Below are 19,255 nucleotides of genomic sequence, written 5' to 3' on the forward strand. Positions count from 1 at the left end.
CTATATCGCATTTTAAGTATCGACCCGCACAACGGCTTCCTGGCGTGCGGGACACATGAACCAATGGAGCACCACCCTCATGTCCCGTAAAGACTTCGTTTTCACTTCGGAATCTGTGTCCGAAGGTCACCCTGATAAGGTCTGTGACCGTATTTCCGACGCTGTGCTTGATGCGTTTATCGCCGAGGAACCCGAAGCACGGGTCGCCTGTGAAACCTTTGCCACCACCAACCGTGTGATCATTGGCGGCGAAGTGGGCCTGTCCGATCAGGACAAACTTCACGATTATATGGAAAAGGTCGATGGCATCGTGCGCGAATGCGTGCGCGACATCGGCTATGAACAGGATAAATTCCATTGGCAAACGCTGGAGGTGCAAAATTACCTCCACGAACAATCCGCGCATATCGCGCAGGGCGTCAATGCCTCTGGCAACAAGGATGAGGGCGCGGGCGATCAGGGCATCATGTTTGGTTTCGCGACCAATGAAACAGAGGCGCTCATGCCCGCGCCGATCCAATATTCCCACGCGATGCTGCGCCGTTTGGCCGAAGTGCGCAAAAACGGCACCGAACCCGCGCTTGGCCCCGACGCCAAAGCCCAGCTTTCGGTGCGGTATCGCGATGGTCTCCCGGTGGAAATCGTCTCCCTCGTGCTCTCGACCCAGCATCTGGACGAGACCATGACCTCGGAGGATGTGCGCGCGCTTGTGGCCCCTTATATCGAAGAGGTGCTGCCCGACGGCTGGCTCACCGCCAACACGATCTGGCACGTCAACCCGACCGGGAAATTCGTCATCGGCGGCCCCGATGGCGATGCGGGCCTGACTGGACGTAAGATCATTGTCGACACGTATGGCGGCGCGGCACCGCATGGTGGCGGCGCGTTTTCGGGCAAAGATCCAACCAAAGTGGACCGCTCCGCCGCCTATGCCGCGCGCTATCTGGCGAAAAACGTGGTGGCCGCGGGCTTTGCCGACAAATGCACCATTCAGCTCTCCTACGCGATTGGCGTGGCCGCGCCCTTGTCAATCTACGCCGATTTGCATGGCACGGGTAAGGTCGAACCATCTCAGATCGAAGCGGCAATCCCAAAGGTGATGGACCTCACCCCGCGTGGCATCCGCACCCATCTCGATCTGAACAAGCCGATCTATCAACGCACGGCGGCCTATGGCCATTTCGGCCGTGCGCCGGACGCGGATGGGGGTTTTTCATGGGAACGCACCGATTTGGCAGAGGCCTTGGCCGGGGCCGTTTGAGCGCAAACCTGTTTTGACATATAAGATCAACGGGGCGGGATTTTCCGCCCCTTTGGCATTTCTGCCCCTTTGTCATTGGAGACACCCCATGGTCACAACCGATACATCGCATTTGACTCAACTTGGCGGCGCCACCGCATTGCCCGCCTCCCCGGAAGAGGCGGTGTTGGAACGTGTGCCGCACACCCACGCGGGTGAGCGTTATGTGGTGCGCTTCACCGCGCCGGAATTCACCTCGCTCTGCCCGATGACGGGACAGCCGGATTTCGGCCATCTGATGATCGACTACATCCCCGGCAACTGGTTGGTTGAGAGCAAATCCTTGAAACTTTTCCTTGGTTCATTCCGCAATCACGGCGCGTTTCATGAGGATTGTTCGGTCTATATCGGCAAACGTTTGGCCGATCTTTTAGACCCGGAATGGTTGCGCATCGGCGCCTATTGGTATCCGCGTGGCGGCATCCCGATTGATGTGTTTTGGGCCACCGGGCCGGAGCCAAAAGACGTCTGGATTCCTGAACAGGGTGTCCCACCTTATCGTGGACGCGGCTAATCCCCGTGTCCCGGCTTGCTCTCAGGGCGAAAACTTGGCAAAAGCCCGGCTGAAAGAGACGGGGTTTTCATGTCTGACACAAGCAAGCACACATCCGAGACGCAGTCTGACGGCCAGTTTGAGGACACACATGCCTCCGGTGCCCAGGATAGTTGTCACACCTCCGGTGCTCCGTGGCGCAATTTCTATGGCCGTATTCATGGCAAGACGCTCAATCAGGCGCAAAAGGATTATCTTGTCGAGGACCTCGATGGCCTGTCGCCCGGTCCGGTGACATGGGAAGACAACCCCGACCGTACCCCGCTTGATCTGGTCGCGCGCTATGGCGGCAAACCGATCTGGCTTGAAATCGGTTTTGGCGGCGGCGAGCATTTGGTGCATATGGCCAAGACCTATCCCGAGGTCGAAATCATTGGTTGCGAGCCCTATGTGAACGGGGTGGCGGCGCTTTTGGGACGGCTGCGGCGCGCGCCCGAAGTCAAAAATGCCTCGGTCCATGCCGGAGATGTCCGCGATCTGTTTGATGTGCTGCCCGAGGGCTGTATTGAAAAAGCTTTTTTGAATTACCCTGACCCTTGGCCGAAAAAACGCCACCATCGTCGCCGTTTCGTCACCGGCGAACATCTTGAACCGTTGCACCGGGTTCTCAAACCCGGCGCCGAATTCCGGGTCGCGACCGACATCCCGGACTATGTACGTCAAACCATGGAAGAGGTGCCGCAAGCCGGGTTTGAATGGCTGGCCGAGGGGCCGGAGGAGTGGCGTAAACCATGGGCTGATTGGCCCTCAACGCGCTATGAACAAAAGGCCATTCGCGAAGGCCGTACGCCACACTACATGACATTTCGCAAGGTCTGAGGCGCAGTCATTTCGCGCCGGTTTCGCTTGGGTGTGCGCAAGCGGCCTGTCCTGACGAAGACGCGGTAGACCGGGCCGCAGGGTTGCGCTATCAGGTCTGCGAAGAATGTGAGGAGAGACACATGTCGAGCCATGGCACCCCGATCCCGATGACCGCGCGCAAATCCGGCCCCCTCAAGGGCACGGCGGCGGTGCCGGGGGATAAATCCATTTCCCACCGGGCGCTGATTTTTGGCGCGATGGCCGTGGGCGAGACCAAGATCACCGGGCTTTTGGAAGGTGAGGATGTGTTGGACACCGCCAAGGCGATGCAGGCGCTGGGTGCGGATGTGGTCCGCGAGGGTGCAGGCGAATGGACCGTGCATGGGGTCGGCGTTGGCGGCTTTACCGAGCCAGCCGATGTGATTGATTGCGGCAATTCCGGCACCGGCGTGCGGCTGATCATGGGGGCGGTCGCGACCCATGATTTTTGCACCACCTTCACCGGCGATGGTTCATTGCGCAAACGTCCGATGGGGCGGGTGACCGATCCTTTGGCGCTGTTTGGCGCGCGCTCCGTTGGCCGTTCGCAGGGGCGGTTGCCGTTGACGTTGATCGGTGCGGCGGAGCCTGTGCCGGTCGAATATGAGACCCCGGTGCCAAGCGCGCAGGTGAAATCGGCGGTGTTGCTGGCCGGGTTGAACGCGCCGGGACAGACCGTGGTGATCGAAAAGGAAATGACCCGCGATCACACCGAACGGATGTTGGTGGGATTTGGCGCAGAACTCAGCACCGAGACCACGCCGGAGGGTTATCACAAGATCACTCTGACGGGTCGGCCGGAATTGACCCCGCAAGAGGTCGCGGTGCCGCGTGATCCAAGCTCCGCCGCCTTCCCGGTCTGTGCGGCGCTGATCGTCGAGGGGTCCGAAGTGTTTGTGCCGGGTGTCAGCCAGAACACGACACGCAACGGGCTTTACACGACACTGGTCGAAATGGGCGCGGATATCACCTTTGAAAACCCACGGACTGAGGGCGGCGAACCCGTCGCCGATCTGCGGGTGAAATATTCCAAACTCAAAGGCGTCGAAGTCCCGCCCGACCGCGCCGCCTCGATGATTGACGAATTCCCGGTCCTCTCCGTCGTCGCGGCCTTTGCCGAGGGCACGACCGTGATGCGCGGCGTCAAGGAGTTGCGGGTGAAGGAAAGCGACCGGATTGATGCCATGGCGCGCGGGCTTGAGGCCTGCGGTGTGGAAATCGAAGAGGATCACGACACGCTGATCGTGCATGGGCGCGGGGCCAGGGGTGTCAAAGGCGGCGCGACCTGTGCCACCCATATTGACCACCGGATCGCGATGTCGTTTCTGGTCATGGGGCTGGCCTCTGCGCAGGCTGTCACCGTGGATGACGGCAGCCCGATTGCCACCTCTTTCCCGGTGTTTGAAAAACTGATGGCGGGACTAGGTGCTGCGATCACACGGAACAACTGAGGCCCTTGACCTTGCCCGCGTGAGCGGGCAGCGTGAACCTCCCTTAGAAGGAAAACGCCATGAGTTTTTGCGTCGCAATTGATGGACCCGCCGCCGCTGGAAAAGGCACGATCGCCAGGGCGGTCGCAGATCATTTTGGCTTTGCTCATATGGACACCGGCTTGCTCTATCGCGCGACAGGGGTGAAGACCTTTCAAGGCCTCTCACCGCTTGAGGCGGCGCAAAACCTGCGCGCCGAGGATCTCAAACGCGATGATTTGCGCACAGGCGACGCGGGGCAGGCGGCAAGCCGCGTGGCGGCGGAACCCGAGGTGCGCGCGGCATTGGTTGATTTTCAACAGGCGTTTGCGCGGCGTGAAGGGGGGGCGGTTTTGGACGGGCGCGACATTGGCACGGTGATTTGCCCGGACGCGGAAGTGAAACTGTTCGTCACGGCCACCGATGAGGTGCGTGCGCAAAGACGCCATGCGGAATTGCGGGGGAAGGGCGAAGGGGTCACTCTGGAACAGGTGCTTGAGGACCTGCGCGAACGTGATGCGCGTGACAGCGCGCGGGCCACGGCCCCACTGACAGCGGCCAAAGATGCGGTGCTGATCGACACTTCTGAGATGAGCATTGACGAGGCGGTGGCACAGGTCGTGGCGCTGATTGAGGCCCGCCGTAGGGGATAAGGTGGGGAGAGGGGTGTTTGCGGCCTGCGCATTGGCGCGCAGCGATTGAGCGCGCTTGCACCATTACAATTTTTTCTTTTGGTATCAATTCATTAAGGGATGTCCGCATGCGGCGCTCTGTGAGGGATGTGCGCTTGTATGATGGGACGTTTGGCCCATATTTGAGCGTAAGACATGCAGAGCACGCGTGCCATCCACCCACCCAAAGGACTGAATTGATGTTTCTTGATAAGCTCGACTGGCGCTACGCCACCAAAAAAATGGACCCGTCCAAACCCGTCTCTGAGGACAAGGTTGCCCAGATCGTCGAAGCGATCCGCAAAGCGCCGACCTCTTCCGGGCTTCAGCCGTTCCACCTCTTTGTGATCCGCAATCCGGAGCTGCGCGCAAAACTCAAAGCCGCAGCCTATGGCCAGGAACAGCTGACCGATGGTTCGCATCTTTTGGTCTTTGCGGCGTTTGATGGCTATAACGACGCACGCATCGACGCCATTGTGGACCAACATGCGGATGAGCGCCCCGGCACCCGCGAGATGTTGGAAGGTTATTACAACAACCTCAAATCCATGTATTTGCCGCGTGAAGATCATGTGAACTTCGAACATGCCGCGCGTCAGACCTATATCGCATTTGGCTTTGCCTTGGCCGCTGCCGCCGAACTGGGCGTCGATAGCACACCGATGGAAGGCTTTGATCCGGCGCAATTCGACGAGATCCTCGGGCTGAAAGACAAGGGTCTGAAAACCGTTGTGATCCTGCCGCTGGGCACCCGTGCTGAGGAGGGCGACTGGTTGGCCCCGATGAAAAAAGTACGCAAACTGACGGAAGATTTGATCACCGAGATCAATTGAGTCCAAAATGCGAAAAGGTCGGGGCTGACTGTATCAGTCCCGGCCTTTTTATGCGCGGCCCCTCTTATGCGGTTCTCTTATTAAGAGGGGTTATCTTGGTTTTGCGCGATGCAGCACGAAATTCAAGACTGGGGGCAGAAGCACCAGAACGGTAATAAGCCCAAGCATGTCACCCAACGCGAACTTGATGGCATTGATCCGAATGTCGACTGACTGCGTGTTGGGATAGACGTAGAAAATATGGATGAGGAGGCTGATCATTATGGAGGACAAAAAACCCACAGCGATCAGTTTGCGCCAGCTCAGTTCCGGGCTTGGGGCGGGATGATGCGCGCAGTGTGAGGCCCAGTTTACGGCCGAAAAGATGAGGGGGGCGGTTCCATAGCTGATGCATAAGGAAATATAAGTGCGGCTTGAAGTCCACGATAAATCCATGAACAAGACCGATGCGAGAACGGCACCGGGGAGCAAGTATAAAACCGAACGCCACCCCTCAAAAAAGGCTGAGATGATTTTGATGCCGAAGGGGAGGTAGATCAAGGTGGCGCTGATGCCTTGCACCTTTGTTTGCGGCAGGATCAGTTTTTGGAGCGGCGAGATCACAAGCCAAGTGAGAACCATGGCCAAAAATAACGCGCCGCTATGAACCGCGACCGGTCGCAAGATGGACAGAATGGCAAAGTAGGTGACGCGGGTCGAACTCAACATACGCATCCCCTGAAGATTGGATTTTTTACAAAAGCCGTTACGTGTTTTGCACGTTTTGACCTTTGATCCGATAAGAGCCATGTGGGAGATCGTCGGGCTTTTCGATGAAGCCTTTTTCGATCAGCCGTTTGAGAGCGCGGTGAAATGTGGGCTGAGACACATCGCGTAGGGTGGGTTGAGCCCGCACGCGTTCGGTCGTACATGTTCCGGCATCTGACACCGCACAGAACGCAAGAAAAATATCTTTTTCGTTCCGTGACAGGGTGCTGAGACCCAAATCGGTTTCCATATTGTGCAGCAGAATTCGCAATTGTGCGATTTGTGCAAAAATAGTTTGATCCATTCCCATCAAGCCTTAATAACCATCTGACATATACTGGCCTCGAATTTAGGCCTACAAAAACATAGTCAAGATGCGTATCACGACTTTGATTTGGATCAAAATACATTTGATCACTTTTCCTAGCTGGGCAGATCTCTCTGTGCGAATTTGATATAGCTGTACTATAATATTCTACAGCTAATAAACCTATAGTTGTTTTTTGCTCGACTGGGTAGAGTAAAGCTTGAAATTTGCTATAGGCTGGCGACGTATCGGCGACATCTTGCGAGCGTGGGCAAGATGCCGCTTGTTTCTAAATGACTGTACAGCTGAGCAAACGGGCTTCGCGATTCGTTGCGAGAGCGTAGGCTGGGAGCACATATTTGGCTTCAAGGCCTCTGATTTCCGGGAAGATGGCAATGATTTCTGCAATGTCTTCGGCGGTGAGGCTACGAAGGCCAACTTGACCCAAGAGAAGGGTCTCGGTCGCGAGGCCGTTTGAGTGGATCACGCTGTGGGTGTCGCAGAGGATGTGGTAATACGTCACTTCCTTGGCGTCGAGATGTTGCGATGCCTGATGCCCGATAAAGGACTTCGCCGGGCACAGGGTTTCCTCCATCCCAAGAAGCAATTCGACCGCGTGGCCCTCGACCAAGACACGGTGTTGGGGCGAGACGTAGAGGTCCGTGTGGGGCCGGCCCGGTCCAAACGCATTTGCGTGGATGCAAATGGGAGCCAGACGCTTGCGCGTTTCATGGCATGTGATCTCACGCAGGGGGATCGTTTTCTTGCCGATCCATTTGATTTCTTGTGGAGACCCCTCAATATCGAGCACGAAATCGCCGGGTTGAAGGGTCTCCACAGCCCGCTCTCCACTGGGGGTGAGGATGAGCGTGCCAGCGCCAAAGCATACCGGGGTGAAGTCCGAGTATGGCGCAGGAGAAAGGTCAATGACGACTGCCACTGCAGAAAGCAGGTTGGGAGGGCCATCCGGGTAGCTGAAATAGATTTGACCGCCAGCTTCAAAAACGACAACGTCCACGGATGTTCCAAGCGGGATGACCACGCCCAGCACTTCAACGCCTGGGGTGGCTGTACCAGACCCGATATATGTCACGGTCTCACCGTCGAACGTGGCCACGCCATCATCATTGGAATCGAAGGTCGCGTCGTCGTTTGTGAAGGTTCCGGTTGAGGAGCTACCAAAGCTAGAAAGCACGAGAGTTTGAGATCCCGAGAGCAAATCCAAGGAGAGGAGGGAGCCGTTATATGCGACTGCGTCGATCGTGGAACTGGGCATGGGCACTCCATGGTAAATTCATTGTGAATATAATCACTGTGACTACACGTATTTGGCGAGTCAAATGTATTTGAGCATCGGCTTCTGGGTTTAGATGTGATTTTTTGTTAAATAATATTATAAAACAATGGGTTAAAATGTAGTTATTGGGTTGTTTCCATTTGGGAAATTATAGTGTGCGACTGTTGATTGGCCGTAAATCTAAGCAATTTGTTGTTTTTGAGATAAATTTTCAACATTATTATAGTCATTTTGGTAGGTGTGAGCCCGCACAGTGAATCCCCAATGTGTTTATCTGAGCGTTCATCTGACATTGATTCTCAGCACTTGGATCATGAGGATTGAATGTGCTATCAGGCTGCAGATCGTGAGGCGGGGCATCATTTCTTGCAAAACCGCAGAAACTCTCCTATACGCGCGACTGCTAACGAGGCAATCAGGTGGCATAAAGCGAATGAAGCGGGGTTGGGGCGACACCCACCCTGATCGTTTTGTGTTCGAAGAATGAGCAGCAAATCGAAATTGAAGACCGGCGGAGACAACCGCATGGCCCGTATAAACGTTTGAAAAGGAAATTGAGACCACATGGCTCAGAACGTATCTATGGAGGACTTCGAAGCCCTCTTGAATGAAAGCTTCGAAATTGACACCCCGGCAGAAGGCTCGGTTGTCCGCGGCAAGGTTCTTGCGATTGAAGCAGGCCAAGCCATCATCGACGTCGGCTACAAAATGGAAGGCCGCATCGATCTTAAAGAATTCGCAAATCCTGGTGAAGCTCCCTCCGTTGCCGTTGGTGACGAGGTCGAAGTGTTCCTCGACCGTGTCGAGAACGCCCGTGGCGAAGCTGTCATTTCGCGTGACAAGGCCCGCCGCGAAGAGGCCTGGGATCGTTTGGAAAAAGCCTATGCATCCGAAGAGCGCGTCGATGGCGTTATCTTTGGTCGCGTCAAAGGCGGCTTTACGGTTGATCTCGGCGGCGCTGTTGCGTTCCTTCCGGGTTCACAAGTTGACGTGCGCCCCGTGCGCGACGCTGGCCCGCTCATGGGTCTCAAGCAGCCGTTCCAGGTTCTCAAAATGGACCGTCGTCGTGGCAACATCGTTGTGTCGCGTCGCGCCATCCTTGAAGAATCCCGTGCAGAACAGCGTGCAGAAGTCATCGGCGGTCTGACCGAAGGTCAGGAAGTGGACGGCGTGGTCAAAAACATCACTGAATACGGTGCGTTTGTGGACCTCGGCGGCGTTGACGGCCTGTTGCACGTCACCGACATGGCATGGCGTCGCGTGAACCACCCGTCCGAGATCCTCGCCATCGGCGAAACGATCAAGGTTCAGGTGATCAAGATCAACAAAGAAACCCACCGTATCTCCCTCGGCATGAAACAGCTGCAGGACGATCCGTGGGATGCTGTTGAGACCAAATATGCGCTCGAAACCGTTCACATGGGTCGCGTGACCAACATCACCGATTACGGCGCATTTGTGGAACTTGAGCCGGGCGTCGAAGGCCTTGTTCACGTCTCCGAAATGTCCTGGACCAAGAAAAACGTCCATCCGGGCAAAATCGTGTCCACAAGCCAAGAAGTGGAAGTCATGGTTCTTGAAATCGACACCGCGAAACGTCGCGTGTCCCTCGGTCTCAAACAAACCATGCGCAACCCGTGGGAACTCTTTGCTGAGACCCACCCGGAAGGCACCGTTGTCGAAGGCGAAGTCAAGAACATCACCGAATTCGGTCTGTTCGTGGGTCTGCCGGGCGACATCGACGGCATGGTTCACCTGTCCGATCTCTCGTGGGACGAGCGTGGCGAAGACGCCATCCAGAACTACCACAAGAACGACATGGTCAAAGCCGTTGTCACCGAGGTCGATGTTGAGAAAGAGCGCATCTCTCTTTCTATCAAAGGTCTCGACGACAGCTTCTCCGGTGCGGTTGAGGGCGTGAAACGCGGCTCGATCATCACCGTGGCTGTGACCGCGATCGAAGAAGGCGGGATCGAAGTGGAATATGAAGGCGCGAAATCCTTCATCCGTCGCTCTGACCTGTCCCGTGATCGTGCCGATCAGCGTCCTGAGCGCTTCCAGATCGGGGATCACCTCGATGTGCGCGTGACCAACGTGGATCAGAAAACCCGTCGTTTGGGTCTGTCGATCAAAGCCCGCGAAATCGCCGAAGAAAAAGAAGCCGTCGAACAGTATGGCTCCTCCGCTTCTGGCGCGTCCTTGGGCGATATCCTTGGCGCGGCTCTGAAGTCCGGCGACGAATAATCATATCGCCTAAGTGCGACCAAGACTTTGAAAAGGCCCTGCTTTATCGCGGGGCCTTTTTGCATGAGCGCGATGGGCACCTTCCCCTGCGGCAGCTCTCCCGAATCGCTTAGGTCACGCCGCAGCGCAGCGTTCCGCCGGATGTGCCCTTGGCGGACAAAATTCAGAGATTTTTGGATTTTTGGGCTAAATCTCAGCACATTAGAGCCAAAAAAAACTCATTCCGTGCCTCGGAGCCTATTCCCCGCAAAACGATCCCATCCTATAGTCGTCGAACAAATGAGAACGTCAAAGCGTTCCGCCAAAAATCGAAAACTGGGCTTTGGTGCAATGCCGTACGACAATGACTGTTGTCAGCGCTTCACCCGATCCTATATCTCAGATGAAGGGCGTCACGCTTGAAAGAAACGCGCCCAAACCAAGGGGGGACTTCATGATCCGGTCTGAACTGATCCAGAAGATCGCTGATGAGAATCCGCATCTTTATCAACGCGACGTTGAGCGGATCGTGAACACGATCTTTGAAGAGATCATCGAAGCGATGGCGCGTGGCGACCGTGTCGAGCTGCGCGGATTTGGCGCCTTTTCCGTCAAGAAACGGGATGCAAGACTGGGGCGCAATCCGCGCACTGGCGAAAGCGTTCCGGTTGATGAAAAGCATGTGCCGTTTTTCAAAACTGGTAAGCTGTTGCGCGATCGTCTAAACGGCGAGTGAGTTTTGACATAAAGGAAGGGGGCGCTGATGCGCTACATCCGTTACGCGTTTCTCGCGGCGCTTGCCGTTGTGCTGGTGACTGTGGCCTTGGCCAATCGCGATGTCGTTGTGCTCCACCTTTTGCCCGCAGATCTGGCCAGCCTTACAGGCCTGTCCCTGACACTGAGCTTGCCGATGTTTGTGATGATCTTTGGCGCGATCGTGGCCGGGCTTTTGATCGGCTTTGTCTGGGAATATATGCGCGAGTATAAACACCGCTCCGCCGCGTCCGGCCACAAGCGAGAAAAAGAAAAACTGGCCCGTGAAGTCGACAAGCTGAAAACAGCCAAAGCCAAGAGTGAGGGCGACGAAGTCCTGGCACTTTTGGAACACTGATTGCGCTAGAACAGGTCCATGGACACACGCGTCAAAATTTGCGGACTGAGCACGCTGGAGACGGTCGACGTGGCTGTTGAGGCCGGGGCGCAATATCTGGGCTTTGTGTTTTTCCCGAAATCCCCCCGCTATGTCGATATCCCCAAAGCGCGCGCTCTGGCGGTTGAGGTGCCTATGGGCGTGGCCAAGGTCGCTTTGGTGGTGAATGCCACCGATGCGGAACTGGACCGGATCACCGATCAGGTGCCGCTTGATATGCTGCAACTTCATGGCACGGAAAGCCTTGAGCGGGTGTCGGACATCCGTGCGCGCTATGGCTTGCCGGTGATGAAAGCGGTGGGGGTCTCCGGCCCAGAAGATTTGGCCGCTTTGGACGCCTATGGCATGGTCGCGGATCAGATTTTGGTCGACACCAAAGCCCCGAAAGGTGCGGCTATTCCCGGCGGAAATGGTCTTTCCTTTGATTGGCGGCTGATTTCCAAACGCGCCTGGAATGCGCCATGGATGTTGGCCGGTGGCCTGACGGCGGAGAACGTGGTTTCTGCGATCCAAATGACGGGCGCGAAACAGGTTGATCTCTCGTCCGGCGTTGAAAGCGCGCCGGGCGTGAAAGACCCCGCCAAAATCCGCGCCTTTATGGCCGCCATTCGGGGCGCCTGACCGGCTTTTTCGAGTATTTTCCCTGCAATGAAGACGGGCGCGCTTTACCGACCCGCGCCCGTGAGCTACATCCATGTGGATCCGCAAAGGAGCATCGCGATGAACGATCTTTTCAACAGCTTCATGAACGGCCCTGACGAAAAGGGCCGCTTTGGCAATTACGGCGGGCGATTCGTGTCTGAGACACTGATGCCGCTGATCCTCTCGCTCGAAGAGGAATATGAGAAAGCCAAGGTCGATCCCGAATTTTGGGCCGAAATGGAAGATTTGTGGAAACACTATGTCGGTCGCCCGAGCCCGCTCTATTACGCGCAAAAGATGACCGAAGAGTTGGGCGGCGCGAAGATTTATCTCAAGCGTGACGAGCTCAACCACACTGGCGCGCATAAGATCAACAACGTTTTGGGCCAGATCATTTTGGCGCGGCGCATGGGCAAAACCCGGATTATTGCTGAAACCGGCGCGGGCCAACACGGGGTTGCGACGGCGACGGTTTGTGCCAAATTCGGTCTGAAATGCGTGGTCTATATGGGTGCGCATGATGTGGAACGGCAGATGCCGAACGTGTTTCGGATGCAGCTTTTGGGTGCTGAAGTGGTGCCGGTGAAATCCGGTCGTGGCACGTTGAAAGATGCGATGAACGATGCGCTGCGCGATTGGGTGACCAATGTGCGCGACACGTTTTATTGCATCGGCACGGTGGCGGGACCGCACCCGTACCCGGCGATGGTGCGCGATTTCCAATCCATCATCGGCAAAGAGGTCCGGTGGCAGTTGCCCGAGCAAGAGGGGGAGGGCCGTTTGCCCGACACTGTGATCGCGGCGATTGGTGGCGGTTCCAACGCGATGGGGCTGTTCTACCCGTTCCTTGACGACGAGAGTGTCAATATCATTGGCGTCGAAGCGGGTGGCAAGGGCGTGAATGAGAAGATGGAACATTGCGCCTCGCTGACGGGGGGGCGTCCCGGTGTGTTGCACGGCAACCGCACTTATTTGTTGCAAGATGACGATGGGCAGATTCTCGAAGGCTTCTCGATTTCTGCGGGCTTGGATTATCCGGGCATCGGGCCAGAGCACGCGTGGCTCAATGATATTGGCCGCGCCAAATATGTCTCGATCACCGACACAGAGGCTTTGGAAGCGTTTCAGTTTTCCTGCCGGACCGAGGGTATCATTCCGGCGCTTGAGCCGTCGCATGCGCTGGCGCATGTGATGAAACTGGCTCCGACCCTGCCCAAGGACCATATCATCGTGATGAATATGTGTGGGCGCGGCGACAAAGACATCTTTACCGTGGCGCGCCATCTGGGCGTGAATATCGCAGGCTCTGAAGGTCGCGACCTTAAATAATATAAAGAGATCAATGGGCTATGAGGGTCGTTCCAGTGGGAGCGGCCCTTTTTTATACCCTAAACTCAGGTTTAGGGTCGTGGGCCGGGGGTTTATGGTGCCGGGTTTAGGCCCGTGGTTGGTAGAACTCGGTAAGGTTTGTCGGTGAGAGTGCAGTTGTTCCGGGGTGCTCTCGTGCCCCGTTCATTGAAACCTGATCCCTCCGAAAGGAACGACCATGCATAAAGTACTTTTGACTTCCATCGCTTTCCTCGCCGCAGGCGTACCCGTTACGGCATTTGCAGAGATGACCACCGAAGAAATCATCGATATGTTCCCCGGCGCGCAAAAAATCGAAATCAAACGCCGCGCCAACACCACCAAAGTGGAGGTGCTTGTGGATGGTGAAAAAATCGAAGTGACATTTGACAATGCCACCAACCAAATCCGCAAACGTGAGACTGAGCGGCTTTCTGACAATGATTTGGCCGATGAGCTTGATGACATTGAGCAGCATAACGGCGATACTTACGCTGACGAAGATCATGAAGATCATGATGAAGCCGATGATGAAGCCGATGATGACAGCGATGATGATCGTGGCAGCTCTCACGACAGTGACGATGATGACAGTGACGACAGTGACAGCGACGATGACAGCGATAACGACGACAGTGACGATGACAGCGATGATGATGGTGACGATGATGGTGACGACAGCGATGATGACGACGGGGATGATCGCTAAGCCGCGCAGAGAATCCGCCTGTCATACGGCGCATTCCCGCGCCACATGATAACCAACATGACGCCCCCCGCGAAACCGCGCGGGAGGCGTTTAAAGCCGAGGGTAACGATGAATCGAAGACGCTTTTTCATAGGACTGTCTGCGGCGCTCACCATGGGCGGGGCCGCAATGGCGCAGCCTGCCGAAGATATGATCCTCGCGCAATTGCGTCAGCAGGGGTTCAAAAAAATTACAGTCGGTCGCACCCTGTTGGGGCGAACGCGCTTTGTCGCGACGGGCAACGGTCAAAGACGTGAGATCATTCTCAATCCGGTCACGGGAGAAATTTTGCGTGATTTCTGGCAGGATGAGGTGGGGAACAAAGCCCCGCGGATTGTTGACAGTTCGACCGGGCATGATGCCGCAGAGCGGGAAGACACGACGTCTGGGCCGGACAACGAAGACGATGAGGACGATGAGGACAAGGGCTCATCAGACCGCGATGACGACAAAGACGAGTCCGACGACAGCGATGATGACAGCGACGATGACGATGACGGTGACGACGACAGCGACGATGACGATGACGGTGACGACGACAACGAGGACTGAGCAGGGGCCGCACAGCCATTTTATGCGGCAAAGGGAGGGATGCGTTTGCAAGAACGCTATATAATTTTGGCGATTTTCATCGTGCAGGCCATCTGCGCGTTTTTCTTTGTGTCGGACATTCTTGGATCTGTGATCGGTCTTCGTGCCAACCCGATCGCATGGCAAACCCGTGAGCTTATTGAAATTTTGGCCGCTGTTGGGCTGCTCCTTGGCCTTGGGCTGGGGGGCATTGCTCTGAATCGTTCACTGCGTCACCGACAAAGGGCTGAGGACAAATTGCGCCGTGCCTCTTCTGCCTTTGTCGATGTGTTGGAGGAACGGTTTGCGACCTGGTCGCTGACGCCCGCCGAACGCGATGTGGCGTTGTTTTTGATCAAGGGCCTGTCCATTTCCGATATCGCGGCAGTGCGTGCCACGTCGGAAGGCACGGTCAAGGCACAGATGGGCGCAGTCTACCGCAAAGCGGGCGTGAGTGGTGCTGCGCAACTGTTGAGCTTGTTCATTGACGATCTGATGGATGGCGTCACGGTTGAGACAGTGCGCGGTGATGTGGCCGCTTAGAATGTTTCGACAGCGTGGGTTTTGAGCACCTCAAGAGGCACGATTTCAAGCGCGCGGACATGGGTCGAGGCCAAAGAGACTTTGGGCGCACATCCCTCATCATGGGCCTGAAAAAAACGCGCCGCACAGAGGCACCATGCATCCCCCGGTTTGAGGCCGACAAAGCCAAACTCCGGGCGCGGCGTTGAGAGGTCATTGCCAACATATTTCGAATAGGCAAGAAATTCCCCGGTCATCACCGCGCAGACCGTGTGAGACCCGCTGTCCTGCGGGCACGTGTTGCAGGTGCCATCGCGAAAATAGCCCGTCACCGGATCGGTGGAGCAGGGCGCCAAAGCGCCGCCCAGAACATTGATCGAAGGGGAGGGGGTGACCATTACGCGTCTCCTTTTGACCCAAGGTAGAGGGTGTGGCACCGTGGTCAAGGGGAGAGGATCAGCGGAATTTGTCGCGCAGCTTGTCGAAGGGTGATTTGGGTGCTTCAGGCGTGTCTGATTTTGGGGCAGGCGCATCGGTTTTCGGATCGCGGGCTTTGGTCCCGGTCGAAGGCCGGGGCGGGCTTGTGCGCAAGGCGACGGCATTGGAAAACTTTGCAGCCTCGCCAGCCGCCAGAGAGGCCGCCCCATCGGAACAGCCCCGGATCACATCGTCGAGCCAGTCCTGATCGGCTTTGGCAAAGTCTGACAAGACATAGGGGGCAACGCGGTCCTTGTGGCCCGGATGCCCAATGCCCAAACGCACCCGGTCATACTCCGCCCCGATATGTTGATGAATGGAGCGCAACCCGTTGTGCCCGGCATGCCCACCACCGGTTTTGACCCGAACCTTGCCGGGCGCAAGGTCCAGCTCGTCATGAAACACCACCACATCGGCCGGGGTGAGTTTGTAAAATCGCATCGCTTCGCCAACGGATTGGCCGGAGAGATTCATAAAGGTTTCGGGCTTGATCAGGATCACCTTCTCAGACCCAAGTTTGCCCTCAGACACTTGGCCCTGAAATTTGGACCGCCACGGTGCAAACCCGTGATCTTCCTGGACCCGGTCCACAACCATAAAGCCGATATTGTGGCGGTTTCCCGCATATTTCGCGCCCGGATTTCCGAGGCCGACAAACAAACGCATGGCAGTCTCCTTTGGCGAAGACCTAGCGTGTCATGGCGCTTTTGGCGAGTCCTGAGAAGTGCGAAAGGTATGAAAGGCCGAGACGTGATCGGTGTTGAGGCATCCGACGCCCCAATCCCGGATCTGGGCAAAAAGCGCGGGCGAGACTGTGTCGGAATAGACCTGCGTGGCCAACCCTGCCGCCTGTGCCGCCCGGACGTTTTCAAGGGTGAAATCATTCTTGGCGTCATTGCAGGCATAGAATTCGACGATGCTGGCGTCAAATTTTTCAATCAGCGTTTCAGGCGTTGCGCGTCGCCAATGCACCATCTGGGCGACATCGGGGGCTGCGCGCAGCATGTCGAGATGCATCTGTTCCGAAAAGGAGCAGGTGTAACACTGTGCGGCGATGTCGAGGCGATGGATGATTTGGGCGATGGCGTCGCAATCGGCCCATTTGACTTCGATGTAGAAGGCTGCGCGGGATTTGAAGGCGTCCAAAAACGCATCGAGACGCGGAACGGGCGTTGTCGCAAATCGAGCATCGAACCAAGCGCCCGCATCCAGGGCATCGACCTCTTTCGATGTCATGTCGGCGATCGGGCCGGTGCCGTTGGTGGTGCGGTCCACGGTCTCGTCATGCATCACATAAAGCACGCCATCTCGGGTTTGGCGCACGTCGAATTCAAGAACATCCCCGCCCTGCGCCAAAGCCGCCTCGAAGGCGGGAAATGTGTTCTCAGGCGCGCTGAGGCGTGCGCCGCGGTGGCAGGCAATCTGTGTCATCATGCGCTCGTGCTAAATGGGCGAGATCACAGGAGCATGACGTTTGGCGTGGAAATGGGGGTCAAAACGAAAACGCGAGCCCCGAAGGACCCGCGTTTCAATGCCTGAACAGGGCTGCCAAGGATTATTCCTCTGCAGCGGCCTCTTCGGTTTCTTCATCATCAGAGCTGCCAAGGCCAGCCGGTGCGGTGATGTTGGCGATGACGAAATCGCGGTCGATCACGGCTTTGGAGCCTTTGGGGAGTTCGATGTCGGAAATGTGGTACACATCGCCGATTGTGCCTTTCGAGATGTCGAGCGTGATGTGATCGGGGATATCCGCCGCAGTCACGATCAGCTCAACTTCGGTGCGCACATGGGTGACAACACCACCTTTTTTGATGCCCGGGGACACTTCCTCGCCCACAATTTCAACCGGAATGAACAGGTTGATGCGGGAGTTGCGGTGCAGACGCATGAAATCGACGTGAGTCGGAAGGTCTTTCACCACGTCGCGCTGAACGCCGCGGCAGATCACGCGCACATCCTCTTGGCCTTCAACTTTGAGGTTGAACAGCGTGGACAAGAAACGGCCCGCTTTCAGGCGTTTCAACAGCACGTTGAACGGAAGGTTGATCGGCATCGGCTCTTTGTCATCGCCGTAAACGATACCCGGTACGAACCCGTCACGACGAGCTTGGCGAGCGGCGCCCTTGCCTGTCCCCGCGCGTACCGTGGCAATAAGATCAGGAATCTCACCAGCCATTTTAATTCTCCAAATGTTAGGGCGGGACTCCTCCAAGGCTGTAGTCCCGCATGAAGTCGCGCGTATAGGCGAGATTCTCCCAAATTGAAAGCCCCATCTTGCCTGCCCCGGCACGCGATGGTGCAAATGCGACTTGTGGCCCCGGCAGCTTGCGATATACCTTATCCAAAGCGCTTTGAATGAGGCGCGTCTAATCCGATTCAGTACAGCTTTGGAGCCTGATATGGCAAAGACCTTTTTACGCGCGCTTACGGTTTCGCGCGGTCCTATTTTGGCTTTGGGCGCGGTCGGCGTGGTCTGGGGCACGTTCGCCGCGATGGTTCCCGTCATTAAAATTCAGGCGCAGTCCAGTGATGCGGCCTTTGGCGCTGCCCTTTTGGGGTCTGCGGCAGGGGGGATGGTGGCCATGTATATCGCCCCCAAACTCTCCGAGACCCTTGGGCGCTTTGTCTTGCCCCTTTTGGCTGGTCTGTCGATGGTGGTGTTGCAATTGCCGATTTTTGCCGCATCAACCGCCCTGCTTTTCCCCGTGATGGTTGCGCTTGGCATGGCCGTGGCCAGCCTCGACATCAACGCCAACCTGCGGATTTCGCAACTTGAAGAGCGCCATGGCTTGCATCTCATGAACCTCAATCACGCGATGTTTTCCCTGTGTTTCGGGACTGCAGCGCTGTTTGTGGCGGCGTTGCGACAGTCCGGTTGGAGCATCGCGCAGGTCTTGCCTCTCATGGGTGGGGTCGTCTTGGTGTTGGGTCTTCTCACATTTGAAGCGCGCGATCCGGTTGTCCCGGACACCGACGAAGACGGTGCACATGAGACGCCCGGTTTGCCGTGGCGTCCGATCCTGTTGGTTGCTTTGATGTTGTTTGTGTCCTTTGTGGGCGAAAACGCCATCGAATCCTGGTCGGCGCTGTTTCTTGAACGCGAGCTTGGCGGCGCGGCGGGGCAGGGCGGTTTCGGTCCCTCCACCCTTGGCTTTACCATGGCCACGTTTCGTCTTTTGGGGCATTTGGGCACGCAGCGGCTCGGCGAGGCACGTGTGGTGCTGTGGTCAGGCGTTTTGGGGGTGATCGGGGCGCTGATCCTGTCTCAGGCCCAAACCCAACCGATCGCGCTATTTGGGATTGCCGTCACCGCAATCGGCATGGCGGTGATCGTGCCAACCGCGACCTCTCTTTTGGGCAAACGCGTGTCGCGCCGCCATCGCAGTCTCGCCATCTCCCGCGCGTGGATGTTGGGCTTTGTCGGCTTTTTTGTCGGACCCTCGACCATCGGTTTCGTGTCTGACCATTTCGGGTTGCGCGTGGCGTTTTTATGCGTCGCAGGGATGCTTTCTGTGATCATCCCTGCGGTGCTTTCATTGACCCGCACACGGGGCTGAGG

General features: G+C 56.7%; 22 protein-coding genes and 1 riboswitch. Of the genes, 15 read left to right on the top strand and 7 right to left on the bottom strand.

The genetic code is table 11. From position 1 onward, the window contains the following. Positions 1 to 20 precede the first annotated feature (20 nt). Positions 21 to 71, top strand: a riboswitch (SAM-SAH riboswitch). A gap of 8 nt (positions 72 to 79) precedes the next feature. The 6 genes from metK (at position 80) to BLT54_RS07300 (ending at position 5,666) form a co-directional block, all read left to right on the top strand. Further along, complete coding sequence (metK, locus tag BLT54_RS07275) at positions 80 to 1,261, top strand: methionine adenosyltransferase (RefSeq protein ID WP_074642912.1); 1,182 nt, start codon at positions 80 to 82, stop codon at positions 1,259 to 1,261. An 88-nt stretch (positions 1,262 to 1,349) separates the two neighbouring features. Next, positions 1,350 to 1,814, top strand: a complete 465-nt coding sequence (queF, locus tag BLT54_RS07280) for a preQ(1) synthase (protein ID WP_074642915.1) — start codon at positions 1,350 to 1,352, stop codon at positions 1,812 to 1,814. Positions 1,815 to 1,883: 69 nt separating this feature from the next. Beyond that, positions 1,884 to 2,672 (top strand): tRNA (guanine(46)-N(7))-methyltransferase TrmB, encoded by a 789-nt coding sequence (trmB, locus tag BLT54_RS07285; protein WP_074642918.1) that lies wholly within the window; start codon positions 1,884 to 1,886, stop codon positions 2,670 to 2,672. A gap of 122 nt (positions 2,673 to 2,794) precedes the next feature. Next, entirely contained in the window at positions 2,795 to 4,144 is a 1,350-nt protein-coding gene (aroA, locus tag BLT54_RS07290) for a 3-phosphoshikimate 1-carboxyvinyltransferase (protein ID WP_074642921.1), read from the top strand. A gap of 59 nt (positions 4,145 to 4,203) precedes the next feature. Beyond that, positions 4,204 to 4,815 (top strand): (d)CMP kinase, encoded by a 612-nt coding sequence (locus BLT54_RS07295; protein ID WP_074642923.1) that lies wholly within the window; start codon positions 4,204 to 4,206, stop codon positions 4,813 to 4,815. A 218-nt stretch (positions 4,816 to 5,033) separates the two neighbouring features. Then, positions 5,034 to 5,666, top strand: coding sequence for an NAD(P)H-dependent oxidoreductase (locus tag BLT54_RS07300; RefSeq protein WP_074642925.1), 633 nt, complete (start codon positions 5,034 to 5,036; stop codon positions 5,664 to 5,666). Positions 5,667 to 5,756: 90 nt separating this feature from the next. Here the strand turns inward: BLT54_RS07300 and BLT54_RS07305 are convergent, their stop codons facing one another. The 3 genes from BLT54_RS07305 to BLT54_RS07315 form a co-directional block, all read right to left on the bottom strand. Beyond that, positions 5,757 to 6,374, bottom strand: a complete 618-nt coding sequence (locus tag BLT54_RS07305; RefSeq protein ID WP_074642927.1) for a hypothetical protein — start codon at positions 6,372 to 6,374, stop codon at positions 5,757 to 5,759. A gap of 37 nt (positions 6,375 to 6,411) precedes the next feature. Next, positions 6,412 to 6,717, bottom strand: a complete 306-nt coding sequence (locus tag BLT54_RS22510) for a hypothetical protein (RefSeq protein WP_083351736.1) — start codon at positions 6,715 to 6,717, stop codon at positions 6,412 to 6,414. A 292-nt stretch (positions 6,718 to 7,009) separates the two neighbouring features. Then, the gene (locus tag BLT54_RS07315) at positions 7,010 to 7,996 is read right to left on the bottom strand and encodes a Hint domain-containing protein (protein WP_074642930.1); all 987 of its coding nucleotides are present in this window, start codon (positions 7,994 to 7,996) and stop codon (positions 7,010 to 7,012) included. Positions 7,997 to 8,581: 585 nt separating this feature from the next. Between BLT54_RS07315 and rpsA the strand changes: the two genes are divergently transcribed. The 8 genes from rpsA to BLT54_RS07355 all read left to right on the top strand — a co-directional run bounded on the left by rpsA (position 8,582) and on the right by BLT54_RS07355 (position 15,240). Next, the gene (gene rpsA / locus BLT54_RS07320) at positions 8,582 to 10,261 is read left to right on the top strand and encodes a 30S ribosomal protein S1 (RefSeq protein WP_176832840.1); all 1,680 of its coding nucleotides are present in this window, start codon (positions 8,582 to 8,584) and stop codon (positions 10,259 to 10,261) included. A 433-nt stretch (positions 10,262 to 10,694) separates the two neighbouring features. Next, positions 10,695 to 10,976 (top strand): integration host factor subunit beta, encoded by a 282-nt coding sequence (ihfB, locus tag BLT54_RS07325; RefSeq protein WP_009572065.1) that lies wholly within the window; start codon positions 10,695 to 10,697, stop codon positions 10,974 to 10,976. Positions 10,977 to 11,003: 27 nt separating this feature from the next. Then, a complete protein-coding gene (locus BLT54_RS07330) occupies positions 11,004 to 11,351 on the top strand; it encodes a LapA family protein (RefSeq protein ID WP_074642935.1) in 348 nt (115 codons plus the stop codon). 18 nt (positions 11,352 to 11,369) lie between these two features. Continuing rightward, entirely contained in the window at positions 11,370 to 12,011 is a 642-nt protein-coding gene (locus BLT54_RS07335; protein ID WP_074642938.1) for a phosphoribosylanthranilate isomerase, read from the top strand. A gap of 99 nt (positions 12,012 to 12,110) precedes the next feature. After that, a complete protein-coding gene (trpB, locus tag BLT54_RS07340) occupies positions 12,111 to 13,361 on the top strand; it encodes a tryptophan synthase subunit beta (protein ID WP_074642941.1) in 1,251 nt (416 codons plus the stop codon). Positions 13,362 to 13,578: 217 nt separating this feature from the next. Continuing rightward, complete coding sequence (locus BLT54_RS22515) at positions 13,579 to 14,088, top strand: hypothetical protein (RefSeq protein WP_074642943.1); 510 nt, start codon at positions 13,579 to 13,581, stop codon at positions 14,086 to 14,088. A gap of 108 nt (positions 14,089 to 14,196) precedes the next feature. Further along, positions 14,197 to 14,679 (top strand): PepSY domain-containing protein, encoded by a 483-nt coding sequence (locus tag BLT54_RS22520; RefSeq protein WP_176832841.1) that lies wholly within the window; start codon positions 14,197 to 14,199, stop codon positions 14,677 to 14,679. Between the two features lie 39 nt (positions 14,680 to 14,718). Beyond that, positions 14,719 to 15,240 carry a helix-turn-helix transcriptional regulator gene (locus BLT54_RS07355; protein ID WP_074642949.1) on the top strand — a complete coding sequence of 174 codons (522 nt, stop codon included), beginning with the start codon at positions 14,719 to 14,721 and terminating at the stop codon, positions 15,238 to 15,240. On the opposite strand, the gene BLT54_RS07360 is transcribed toward BLT54_RS07355, so the two are convergent. The 4 genes from BLT54_RS07360 to BLT54_RS07375 form a co-directional block, all read right to left on the bottom strand. Beyond that, entirely contained in the window at positions 15,237 to 15,617 is a 381-nt protein-coding gene (locus tag BLT54_RS07360; RefSeq protein ID WP_074642953.1) for a DUF2237 family protein, read from the bottom strand. The genes BLT54_RS07355 and BLT54_RS07360 overlap by 4 nt on opposite strands. Positions 15,618 to 15,675: 58 nt before the next feature. Further along, positions 15,676 to 16,362 carry an aminoacyl-tRNA hydrolase gene (gene pth, locus BLT54_RS07365; protein WP_074642955.1) on the bottom strand — a complete coding sequence of 229 codons (687 nt, stop codon included), beginning with the start codon at positions 16,360 to 16,362 and terminating at the stop codon, positions 15,676 to 15,678. 30 nt (positions 16,363 to 16,392) lie between these two features. Beyond that, positions 16,393 to 17,130 carry a glycerophosphodiester phosphodiesterase gene (locus BLT54_RS07370; protein WP_074642958.1) on the bottom strand — a complete coding sequence of 246 codons (738 nt, stop codon included), beginning with the start codon at positions 17,128 to 17,130 and terminating at the stop codon, positions 16,393 to 16,395. Positions 17,131 to 17,251: 121 nt separating this feature from the next. Then, positions 17,252 to 17,872 (bottom strand): 50S ribosomal protein L25/general stress protein Ctc, encoded by a 621-nt coding sequence (locus BLT54_RS07375; RefSeq protein WP_074642961.1) that lies wholly within the window; start codon positions 17,870 to 17,872, stop codon positions 17,252 to 17,254. 223 nt (positions 17,873 to 18,095) lie between these two features. On the opposite strand from BLT54_RS07375, the gene BLT54_RS07380 reads away from it, so the two are divergent. Beyond that, positions 18,096 to 19,253 (top strand): MFS transporter, encoded by a 1,158-nt coding sequence (locus BLT54_RS07380; protein ID WP_074642964.1) that lies wholly within the window; start codon positions 18,096 to 18,098, stop codon positions 19,251 to 19,253. The last annotated feature ends 2 nt before the right edge of the window (positions 19,254 to 19,255 follow it).

Origin of the sequence: Celeribacter baekdonensis (genome assembly GCF_900102315.1) — a bacterium.
GTDB classification, from domain to species: domain Bacteria; phylum Pseudomonadota; class Alphaproteobacteria; order Rhodobacterales; family Rhodobacteraceae; genus Celeribacter; species Celeribacter baekdonensis.